Raw genomic sequence first — 12,120 nt, 5'->3', positions numbered from 1 at the left:
TTTGATAACCGGTTCCGTTTCCTTTTAAATTGAAGAATTTATTTATGCTTTCAGCTTTACAATACAACTAATAAGTGTAATTTGCAAATATAAAGCATCTAAACTGAATGAAAACTGAATGAAAAAAGAATCATTCAAGTTTTAAAGGCGCAAAGAAACAGCAAAAAATGACAAGAGTGATTGAAGCAAACGCAACAAACGTGTTAAAGAAAGAGCACCATTATGAAATTATCGCAAAAAGCTTTTGACCAGTGCCACACTGAGAAAGAAAATGATCATGGATAGCAAGATTGTTCAACAGAATGAGATTCTTCAAGATGATATTCTCATTGAAAAACACGGAAGGGGTAAATTTGAAGGTTTTCGTTTTTATGCCAACAAAAACAGTACCGATCAAATAGCTGGGAAGCAAATTTCGACAGAAATAGAGAATGAGAATTTGATTCTTGCTTTTTCCAAACGCGCGACACGTTTTTGTGCTTGTGCAAATGGAGATTTTACCCTCAGTTCTGATGGAATTGTGCGCTGGATTGGTCAACCCGTAGGACAACTTGTAGCAACAGAAGATTTTTTCAAACCAAAACTGATTGTTTTAGCAGATGAACAACTCACAGGAGAATCCCGCAATAACGTTGTGAAACGATTAGAACGCTTTGTCACCTTTCATTTTGAAACGACTTTAAAACCCCTGTTTGATTTGCGCAATGCTGATAATTTAACGGATTCAACAAACAGTCTTGCTTTACAACTTTTTAACTCTTTAGGGATTTTACCACGCCGCGAAGTCTTAGACATTGTCAAAAACCTTGCACAAGAATCACGTGCCGTTCTTCGACGTCTAGGCGTGCGTTTTGGCGCTTTTCATATCTATGTTGCCGGAATGCTTAAACCTACTCCGGTTCAAGCCATTACTCTCCTGTGGAATCTTCAAAATGCGGAACAAGATCAAACTGGTTTGGGTGAAATTTTTTCAGCATTATCTGCTGGTCGAACCTCTTTGATTGTTGATCCTACCTATAACCGCCAATTTTATCAATTAGCCGGCTACCGAATCTTAGGACAACGTGCTGTACGGATTGATATTTTAGAACGTCTTGCCAATCTCATCCGTCCCGCACTTCATTGGAAACAAGGAAGTGATCCTAAACCCGATGGAGCCTATGATGGCAAAAGTTTTTTTGTTACACCAGCCATGATGTCCATTCTTGGGGCCAATGGAAACGATATGGAAGAAATCCTCAAAGGACTTGGTTATCAATCGTACAGCATAAACAATACTGTTTTTGAACAAAATCTCTTTGCACACCAAGCCTCTTCCCCTGTCAATAGGGCAATGCAAGATGTTCCTGCAGCAGAATGCGTTGGAAGTCAATGGCAAACAATAAGCGATTTAGAAACAACACGAGAAGAAAAAAATACCTCATTCCCAAACACTTTATCCTCTAGTATTGAACAACATCTCCATAAAACCAATCGCTTACCAGCAGCTGAACCTGTTGGGAATTTTGCCAAATCCCCTCGCTCTACAGAAGAAGATAAAGTTGTTTTATTATGGCATTATAAGCATCAATTTCCCCACCATGCACAAAAAAAACGTGATAAATTAGGAAATAAGTGGCAAAATAAATCGAAGAACGCTGTAAAAAAAGCGGAATACAAAAATGAAAATTCCCCTCAAGAAGCACCATCACAAGCAAAACGCTCTCATAAGTTCCACAAATCCCAAGGAAAACATGCAAATCATAAGCCCTTTCAAAAAGAAAAGCGCCTTAATCCTGATTCACCTTTTGCGAAACTAGCTGTACTACGCGATCAACTCACCAATCATAAAAACACGCACACACTTTCCTCTAAAGAGAATTAAAGTAACAAATGGAGTTTGATCTTGACCCACGTAGTAACCGACAACTGCATTCACTGCAAATATACCGATTGCGTTGAAGTCTGCCCAGTTGATTGTTTTTATGAAGGGGAAAATATGCTTGTTATTCACCCCGATGAATGCATCGATTGTGGTGTTTGCGTGCCAGAATGCCCAGCAGAAGCGATTTTACCTGATACAGAACCAGGATTAGAAAAGTGGTTAGAACTCAATCTTCATTATGCAAACAAATGGCCTAATCTAACCACCAAAAAAGATCCTCTTCCTCAAGCAAAAGAAATGGATGGTGTTCCAAATAAATTAGAAAAGTATTTTTCAGAAAATCCAGGAAGTGGCGAAGAGTAATGATAAAGTGTACACTCTCCTCCTTCAACGATTGAAAGACTTCTCTTGTAAAAATAAAAAATCCTTAAGCGAAATGATTGATTCTTTTAAATTTTGATGTTAGTGTTATTTTAACATGATCATCTTTCTAAGTATTTTTCTTTGCTTGTTATAGTAAAGCGGTGTATTTTTTTTTGATTTAAAAGTACTCGGCTTTTATGCTCACTTAATTGGTACAATATACTTGGTTAAAGAAAACTCAACCCTCAGGTTTATAACCTGTTTTCCGATACATTTGTTGATCATAAGGGAGTAAACTAAAATATGGCATCCCAACATGGAACGTCTTCCAAGACCAAAGAATTTGCAACCTCTGAATATATCGTCTACCCTACGCATGGAGTAGGACAAATTATAGCGATTGAAGATCAAGAAGTTGCAGGACATAAATTAAAGCTTTTTGTCATTCATTTCGCGAAAGATAAGATGGATGTCAAAGTCCCCATTGCAAAAGCCCTTTCCGTTGGAATGCGTAAATTATCTGCTAGTGATTCCGTTGAACGTGCCTTAAAAGTTTTACGTGGAAAAGCACGCGTTAAACGCACCATGTGGTCACGTCGTGCACAAGAATATGATGCTAAAATCAACTCAGGAGATCTTATTTGCATCGCCGAAGTGGTCCGTGATCTTTTCCGCTCTAATCTACAGCCTGAACAATCTTACTCTGAGCGCCAACTTTATACAGCTGCTCTTGAAAGAATGGCCCGCGAAATTGCGGTTATTAATAGTCTTTCTGAAACAGAAGCGATCAATCTCATAGAGATGCATCTCTCCAACAAGCCGGAACGTGAGTTTAAAACTGAGAGAGAAGAAACAGATGAAAACAGTAAAGCTGTCTACGCTGCATAATACACTCTTTCATCATAATGATGATATTTCGATAAAACCAGCAAAAAGCTGGTTTTATTTTTTAACATCCTCTCTGCCCTTAAGGACAAAGTTTCTTAACCAGCGCCAATCTATAAACAATCTAACTTTTCGACAAATTCCTCCTCCTTATTTTCTTTCTTCATAGATAACAAACTGATTAATCATCATAATCTAGCATTATTCATATTAAATTAGAATCTTGAATATGGTAAGATTTCTCATTTTAAATTGCTCTCATGTTGAAGCAATCAAATCACTTGCTTGTCAATCACAAGAGAAGCTGATCTGTGGGTAAAAACTGTATAAAAAGAGTGAGATACTGTCTCAAGCACCAAAGGATATACCAACATTGGAATCTGGCAAGATGTGTAAGGGCGGGGGCTTGCTTTTTTATTTAAGCGTAAAGAGCATAGTGCCGTTTATACACTACACCCGAGACTTTACCATTTACCCTTCTACAAAACCATTATAACATTCAAAAACGCCGTCATAAAATGGATGCCACAAATATTGAAAAATATTCCTTTAAAAAAAGCGTGACAGTACAACATAAGCATATTTTGTCTTGGGCGCTCTATTTTGCATGAGAAGCATTCCCCCCATTAAAGAACGCGATAAAAAAAACATGAACTAAAACCATCATCTCCATTCTGTAAAAGGCATTCCAAATACTTTTGAAAGCAGTAAAGCTCACTTAAAAAATAACAATAAAAATGAACGTTAGCATTGCCCTTTCAATTTCATACTTTTCCCAAATGAGGTTTCTTATTTCAGAGATTAGGAGATATACGCAATATTCTTACTCCAATCGGACACAAAAAAATCTAGAATGATTCATAGAACTCTTAAAAGTCTCAATCTCTGTTTCAAGCAAACCGCCAAAGATTGGATATTCTCAGCAGGAATTGTCCATATATCATCTTCAATCTGATTCACGAATATGACGCAAAGGATTAATACGAACGCCTGTCAGGATAAGCAAACGCAAAGCCAATTGTGTTATGTTTTGTGTTTTACAGAGTAACTTATAAAAGGAAAGAACATCTCTCCAATCCATGGCTGGTAAATTTTGTGTTTTATGACGTTGTTTGCCTAAGAAAGCGCGTGTTTTTTCTGTTGCTTGTAAATCAACATCTAAACCCAAGGCAGCCGCATGTTTGAGACAAAGATTAAGATGCTTCAGTGCTTTATCTGCTGTTGCAGCTTTTGCATGCCAAATAGAGACAAGAATACTTCTCAGTTTGCGTAATCTCTGAAACAGGCAGACAGCCTAATTTAGGGAGAATATAAAGGCGTAAGGGTGAAAACCAATCACAAGCTTTACCATCTCCTTTTAGTTCAGCTTTACGGCTTTCAAAAGCATCTAGAGCATATCTTTTAAGTAATGGAGATTACGCATTGCCTCACGCTTTTGTTTATCACGTTCTTTAATGAGGTCACGCCCCTCATGCAAAACAGAACACCATTAATTTGTACATTTACGGGCTTGTTTTAAAGAAACATCTCGCAAGGCACCCAAGCCCATTTCACGGCGCCGACCATGAATGATATAACGTTAAGTCCATTGACCACCCCCATCTCTTACGTTTGTGAAGAAGCAAGCCGGCACCATCACTATATTTTCCAGCTCGTGGGTGTTGCGACAGCCCTTGGCACTTAAGACGATTCATAAGAACCATTTCTAGTCCTTTCTTATACAAATTTTATCCACACACTTATCCCGCTTATGACGTGCAAGCGAATGGTTTTGATTGATTCTAGATAGAGAGATTTGAAAAAAGTGAATTATATATATAAATCAATATGTTGTATAGTGATTAACAGATAACAAAAAAATCATAAACTTAGGTAAGCACCACTATAAAATCATTCATAAACCAGCTATGAACTGGAAAAACGTACCGGCTTTGTAAAATACTTTGCTACCCCCACACATAACATATTTGGTTTTAAGTTTACTTATTTTTACAAGCTGTTCCCAACAAATCCCTTATATTCACAAAAATACGAAAAATATATGGAAAATTCTTAGTTCAAAAATATGAAAAGACAGCGTGATATTTATAGAAGAGTCTCATATACCTTTATCATAAAAAGCACTAAAGATTATTGAATCTGTATAGCTTTTGTCTTGTAACGGTTTTCTCTTTTCTGCTCATAAGAAAGCACGCTGATATCAGCATACACTTAACCCCAATGTTACAACAATTCTTACATTTGAAAATATTCATTATAGACATTTTTTCCTTTTTTATAGAGTTTTTACCCACATGCCAGCCCCACTTGTGACCGAAAAGCAAGTGATTGTCATTGATTCAACATAGGGAAAAATTTGAAATGAGAAAATCCTACGATAGATCTTCCATTTAAGGCGCAAAACAACAAATGATCTCTATAAATCAATGTAATGTCGATCTCTATTTTTTAAGGAGAATCACATGTCACAATATAAGTCTATAGACAAACCATTGCCTTAAATATTCTCATAAAAAACACCGTTATGCTTTATGCTTAAAGCCTTACATGGATCAACCGCCTTAAAGACGATATTTAACGGTCTAATAGGATTCTCTCTACGGTCAATAAAGATTAAGTGTGATACAAAATGATTCTATTACTGAGCTAACTTATATCAATACCCAAGCTCTTAACGAAGTCATCATAAAAGACACTGATACAAGCAATCCTTTATAGCCTCTCAAGAAAACAAGAAAATCATCTCCCACAATAGAATCATTTTTCTACAGAAAAACTTTATCCCACACATGTTTTCAAGAAAAAGTGAAAAACGCATCTTACCCAATGCATTCACTAATGAAATAAAAGAAGCTCACCACTGGAAAAGAAATAAAATGCTAAAGTTTTAACTACTAAAACGGAACGCCCACGATACATTCCCTGTTCCACATCGATAGAAGACGATGCAAGGGAACCTCAACATTCATCTTAAAGCGAAAATGCACGCCCCAAGCGTGCATTGATCGATGAAATAAAAGAAGTTCACCAATGGAAAAGAAAGAAAACGCTAAAGTTTTAACTACTAAAACGGAACGCCCACGATACATTCCCTGTTCCACATCGATAGAAGACGATGCAAGGGAACCTCAACATTCATCTTAAAGCGAAAATGCACGCCCCAAGCGTGCATTGATCGATGAAATAAAAGAAGTTCACCAATGGAAAAGAAAGAAAACGCTCAGTCTTTAACTACTAAAACGGAACGCCCACGATACATTCCCGTTTTCAAATCAATGTGATGAGGACGACGTAATTCACCAGAATTTTTATCTTCGATATAAGTCGGCGCCTTCAGAGCATCAGCCGAACGGCGCATGCCCCTCTTCGCTGGAGAGGTTTTTCGTTTAGGTACAGCCATAAAAAGACACTCCAAATCCATTAAAACAGAAAAAGCAATGTCAAAAATGACAATGCTTCATTTAAAAACACCATAAAATTTGAAGATATTATACACTGATAAAAAAGAAGAGGCAATGTCAAAATGATCCTCCTCTTACTAAAAATGACCTTCTTATTATCAAAAATGGTGTCACAATAATCAAATGAATATCAAAAACACTGCAAAATTTGAGAATTTTATACACCAATGAAAGCTTTTTTATAAGACCTTCATTTAATTTTTATTTGGTTTCAAAAGGGATTAGCGCATACAGTAGAGATACGGATAAAAAGAGAAGTTGATTTTTAATAAAAAATGACGCCAATTTATGAAAACAAGAAAAAGTGACAATCTTTCTCTTTAAATTTCATAATTTCATTTTTGTAAAAACAAAGGAAGCAAGAATGCACGAATTTACCACCCTTCTTGCAAAACATAGAGACACCGTTGAAAAACGGCTTGATACCCTGTTAAGTGATCAAATCCAAAATGGTGAAATTTCACGCCCTAAAAACTTAATCAAAGCCATGCGCTATGGTGTGCTGAACGGTGGAAAACGCTTGCGTCCTTTTCTTGTAATTCAAAGTGCTACACTTTTTGACGTCCCTGTAGAACATTCTCTTGATGTTGCATGTGCCTTAGAATGTGTCCATTGTTATTCGCTCATTCATGATGATCTTCCCGCTATGGATAACGATACACTCCGGCGTGGAAAACCCACCGTCCATATAGCATTTGATGAAGCAACAGCAATTCTAGCAGGCAATGCCCTCTTAACATTTGCCTTTGAAATCATTGCTCATAAAGCTAGTACTTTATCTACAGATATTAGAATCAAGCTGATCACGTCCCTTGCACAATCGGCAGGACTTGGCGGTATGTTAGGTGGACAAATGCTAGACCTTGAAGCTGAAAAAAGACCGCAAGAAAGTACTGACATCATCACTCTACAACACATGAAAACAGCAGCCCTAATAAGCTTTGCTTGCCAAGCAGGCGCCATCATTGGCAATGCATCTAAAGAATTAACCGAAAAGCTTACTGATTTTGGTACCTATCTTGGTTTAGCCTTTCAATTAACTGATGACCTTCTTGATGTCACCGCCAACACGCAAACCCTAGGAAAAACGGCTGGGAAAGATAAAACGGCACAAAAAGCCACTTTTATTCGCCTTTATGGCATTAAAGAAACACAAAAAAAACGCGATGAACTGATTACAAAAGCAGAAGCACTTTTACATCCTTTTGGCACCAAAGCAAAACCGCTCCAACAAGTCGCCCGCTTTAGTGCAACACGCAAAAATTAAACTTCACCCGCCCTACTTTTACACCTTCATCTTTGTTGAATGCATAATAGACTTTTCAAAGAGACTTCAATATCGTAGGTCTGCATTATAGCTCCTATCATGAAATGGATGTGCTAAATATTGAGAGGTGTTTCATTAAAACAAGCGCGCGTGAATTGATAACACAAATACATTCTAGGCATCCTATTGTGCTTGAAAAACGCCCCCCTCATCAAAAAATGAAAGAAACAAAAACGGTAAAGCAATGCGTAATATTCAGGCTTTAAAAGATATCGCCATGGATGCTTTAAAGCCGAATAAAAAACAACCGTAAAGAAAGAAACTCGTTTCTCCTTTATATCTTTAATCTTCTAACGATAAGGTAAAAAATAAACAGAATAAATATAAAACAGAGCATTTTATAAACCCGCAAAAGACAATAAAAATGCCGATTGGCTTTGTAGCCTTATCAAAATCATCTGTTGTTCATTGCCAACCGTAGAAGTACAATGCCCTCAGTAAAGAGTCGTAATTTTTATGCCTTTCCACGCTATCTTGTTGTAAAAGATCAAATATGGTTACATTCTGTAAATTCACTCGTGTATTGTTGCTCTCTAAAAACACTTTTACAAAAGTGCTGATTGTTTAGTTTAAGCATCATTTTTTTGAAACTCGTATTTAAAATATCAGAAAAAAATGAACATAATGGCTATTTTGATTTTTATGCCACCCTCAAAGAACAAAATCTTTTAACCTAATCTACTCTGTAAACAGTCTAGTGTCCTACCGAGTAGGTTTCTCTCGTTTTCCACGCATACGATTCACTTAAACTAAAGACGCGATAAACAAGACTTAAGAATATTCACCATGCACTTCTTAAAATACTTAATGTATCAAACAGGATACCTTCACTACCCTTCAAATGACGGTATGTTACGGCATAACAGGATAAATAAAGTCATCAATTTCAATAACACGAAAAAAAAATATTATTACCGATCTCTCTTTTCTTAGCAAGAAAGATATAAAACATTTGATTTATAATGGTAATTCATGTTTTTCAACTTGAATAAGAACCCTAAATACCGTAAGATTCCTTCATTTCAAATCTGTGTATATTGAATCAATCAAAATCACTTGCTTGCACCTCACAAGCGGGAAAAGCCGTGTGGAGCAAAACATCAAAGAAAGGACTAAAAAATGCCTCTTATGAACCGGCTTAAAAGCCATGGGCTGTCCACAACATTAGGAGCTAGCAAAGTGAATGATTGTGTCGGAACGCTCCTTCAAAAGCAGAAACATTTTTATTTACAAAAGTGTGTAATAACTTCAATTTAATAATAATCATGGTCACTATACAACTTTAATTCATCACGCTCTTTATCTCGTTTATTCAATTCATCACATAAAAAGAGAATTGATAAAATTAAACAGAGAATGATCATTGCAACAGAAAGATAAAAAAAGTCCTTATTATTATATATAAAAGCGCAATCTAATTTGTGATAAGTCGTTTTTTCAACCCAAGTGCAAATTTGCTCCTTTAAGTGCAGTTTTCTTATTAAGATGAAAAGCATCATTGTAAATGAACCTATACCTGTTGCCAAAGCTGGAAAATATGTCCACCTTTTGAAGCCATAATGAACAAATATGCAACATGGATAAGAAAATGCCGCGATTATTAAGACTATTATAGCCATTTAATATCCTTCGAGAGAACTTTGCTCGTTAAATGTCATTTGTAAATTCCTCTTGGTTGCATCATGTCATATATCGTGCGGAGCTCTATGCAAAAACGTGCTATTTTTCTAGTATTTTCACTATGACCAGCGTTCATACTAGACACGAGATCAATAATTTGTGTTGTAGAACTGATGCCATTTCCGCTTGAAGAATTAAGAAATTTTTTTGCGTAATCAATCATGGGGTCAGTAGAATTCATAGACATATTATAGGCCCAAATAAAATCGCTTTCTCTCCAGTTATAGTCATAACGCAAACTGCTTATGACATTGGGTAACATTGCCCATGACATCTCCTCATTATAATCACCACGCAATAAATTAACAAAGCGTCCACATAAAACAATAAGTATGTGACGATGCCATATAATATCAAATTTTGGCGCTATATTCTGATAGCCACGACTATAGATGAAGTTTCTTGCTTGTTCTTGCTTTTGAAAATGTTCAAAAGTCTCGTATTTTTCACTGATATATTCTTCGTAAAGTTTATTGTACTGCTCTAGACTATCTACACGCGTACATCCTAACAATACAAATACAGAAAAAAGAGTTATAAATGTTATAATAGGCGTTATAGATAACGATTTCATCGCTTTACCTTTTAATGACTATAATTTGTAGAACTTAACAGATTTCTATTAAATATATCAATATGTGTTTATTTATTTTTGTTTATATCAAATTATACTTAACGATATTGCTGTTTTTAGTTTTATGATTTCTCCAAGAAGAAGGGATCATTCAAAATCCGTACAAATAGGTTTTCTTTACTATCTGAAAGTATTTTCTAACGTCAGAACATGCAGAGTTCACTCTGCAACCAAAGAGAAAATACCCTAAATAAGAATGAAAGATGTAAGAAAACATCTCAATAAGATGATGTGTATTTTAAAAAAAGCAATGGTAAAATCCGTTCACTATACCAACAATAAAATCGATCATCAGAGTATCAAAACGATCATGAAGAAATCCGATTAGGACAGGCTAGAATTGTCCTCCCGCTTATTAAACACTGCGTAGCAAGACATTTCCGAAAAATATAAGCGAAAACAGGAAAATTGTTGTGCACTATCACCATTCCTTAACAAGCGTAAATAAGCGTATAATCCGGTACAATCATGTTCTTTATCAGCTTCTCATCTTGCCAACAACTCTTAGCGTTCAAGAATATTCATGAGAAGCCTTTTTACTTCTTTTTTATGATTTTTACACCACGCCCACTTATAATGTACAAGAAACATGATTTTGATTAATATACATAGATTTGCAATAAGAAGAACGGACAATATTCAGCTTTCTCATTCAACATGAAAAACAATGATAAGACTTATAAATCAAAGCCTTGATCCACTATAATGCCCGATGAGACATGCGTGATAATGATAAGTAAATATTCTCACAGAGCTTTTTTGAGATTTCCTTCTAAAAAAAACACTGCCAACAAGTAAATCAATAAATAAACAGCAAAAATATAAACGAGCGAGAAAAAGCCAAACATATCGACCATATACGCACTCATGTAAAAAAATACCAAGAGGCTCAATCTTCCAACGGTTGACAAGAAAGATTCATATGTAGCCCTGAAATGATCACTAATACTATCATGCAAAACAACTTCTACACGAAGATATGTATACTTAATGAGATAAAAAATCATACAGACTAAAATGATAGCAATTTCTTTTTTCGGTTCAAAAAAAGCAATGGTAAAAATCAGTGAAGCTGAAAGAAACAACAGTAAAATAAAGTTCATTCTTTCACTTAGTTTTGTAAAGAGAAAACTAGCCAAAAGCTGAGAGAACAATATCAGCGAAAATGTCACACCAAGATCAAAATAAGTGACATTAATATGATGATCTTTAAATATCCACTGCCAATACTGCGAGAATATATTGAAAAAGATCAATGAAAAATAAAAGCATAAAGAAATATAAGGAACTTTAATAAAAATAGACAACATCTCCTTAGCTTCACAAATGAGAGAATTCACTTTATTTGGTTTTTTCTCCCCCTTCAAGTCATCAAGAAAAAACAAACCAAATAGTGTTGTCATCAACATTAAAAACGCCGCGATATACCATATATATTGGCTCGAATAATCAGCAAAATAAGCACCGATCAAACTGAATATAAACATGCCGATGTAATTATATTGAGAGCTCGCTCCCAGCACTTTTTTAGTCGATGTCAATTTTGCTTTTGCATATTGAACAAGTAAAGCATTATAAGCCCCCGCAATCAATGTCAGTGATAAGGCATTAAAAGATTCTGCTAAAAGAAAACCGTAAAAGCTTGTAGAAAATCCCATGAGACATAGCCATGTAGCAGCAAAAGCCGCTGCCAAAACAATCGATATTTTATAACTTTTTCTATCGGCAAAATATCCCAGAGGAATATCTGTAACCATCATAATAAAAGCCTGAAACGACTTAATGATCCCGATATCAATAAGAGTTAGCCCTTTTTCAAGCATATAAAAGACAATAAAGGCACCTGTTAAAATTCTTATACCGTTAAATAAAAATCCAAATGCTAATATACTGGTCATGCATTCCC

7 protein-coding genes and 1 pseudogene are annotated in these 12,120 nt (G+C 35.5%); 4 read left to right on the top strand and 4 right to left on the bottom strand.

Going from position 1 to position 12,120, the window contains the following annotated elements; translation table 11 throughout:
* Window positions 1-277 precede the first annotated feature (277 nt).
* From ACFIML_RS05465 to ACFIML_RS05455, 3 genes are all read left to right on the top strand, one after another.
* Complete coding sequence (locus tag ACFIML_RS05465) at window positions 278-1,864, top strand: hypothetical protein (protein WP_375687579.1); 1,587 nt, start codon at window positions 278-280, stop codon at window positions 1,862-1,864.
* Between the two features lie 21 nt (window positions 1,865-1,885).
* Entirely contained in the window at window positions 1,886-2,227 is a 342-nt protein-coding gene (gene fdxA, locus ACFIML_RS05460) for a ferredoxin FdxA (protein ID WP_015856977.1), read from the top strand.
* A 303-nt stretch (window positions 2,228-2,530) separates the two neighbouring features.
* A complete protein-coding gene (locus ACFIML_RS05455; RefSeq protein WP_273790499.1) occupies window positions 2,531-3,115 on the top strand; it encodes a CarD family transcriptional regulator in 585 nt (194 codons plus the stop codon).
* Window positions 3,116-4,021: 906 nt separating this feature from the next.
* On the opposite strand, the pseudogene ACFIML_RS05450 reads toward ACFIML_RS05455, so the two are convergent.
* A pseudogene (locus tag ACFIML_RS05450) lies at window positions 4,022-4,815 on the bottom strand (tyrosine-type recombinase/integrase); the annotation flags it as partial.
* Between the two features lie 1,517 nt (window positions 4,816-6,332).
* Window positions 6,333-6,512, bottom strand: a complete 180-nt coding sequence (rpmF, locus tag ACFIML_RS05445; protein WP_005774555.1) for a 50S ribosomal protein L32 — start codon at window positions 6,510-6,512, stop codon at window positions 6,333-6,335.
* A gap of 425 nt (window positions 6,513-6,937) precedes the next feature.
* On the opposite strand from rpmF, the gene ACFIML_RS05440 reads away from it, so the two are divergent.
* A complete protein-coding gene (locus tag ACFIML_RS05440; protein ID WP_375606573.1) occupies window positions 6,938-7,840 on the top strand; it encodes a polyprenyl synthetase family protein in 903 nt (300 codons plus the stop codon).
* 1,714 nt (window positions 7,841-9,554) lie between these two features.
* On the opposite strand, the gene ACFIML_RS05435 is transcribed toward ACFIML_RS05440, so the two are convergent.
* Both ACFIML_RS05435 and ACFIML_RS05430 read right to left on the bottom strand, forming a co-directional pair.
* Window positions 9,555-10,154, bottom strand: coding sequence for a hypothetical protein (locus tag ACFIML_RS05435; RefSeq protein WP_375614517.1), 600 nt, complete (start codon window positions 10,152-10,154; stop codon window positions 9,555-9,557).
* A gap of 806 nt (window positions 10,155-10,960) precedes the next feature.
* On the bottom strand, window positions 10,961-12,112 hold the full coding sequence (locus tag ACFIML_RS05430) for an MFS transporter (protein ID WP_375687577.1): 1,152 nt from the start codon (window positions 12,110-12,112) through the stop codon (window positions 10,961-10,963).
* Window positions 12,113-12,120 lie beyond the last annotated feature (8 nt).

Source organism: Bartonella sp. AC62GZZY (assembly GCF_042196525.1).
In the GTDB taxonomy this organism is placed as follows: domain Bacteria; phylum Pseudomonadota; class Alphaproteobacteria; order Rhizobiales; family Rhizobiaceae; genus Bartonella.
This window is presented reverse-complemented; position numbering and strand designations above follow the sequence as displayed.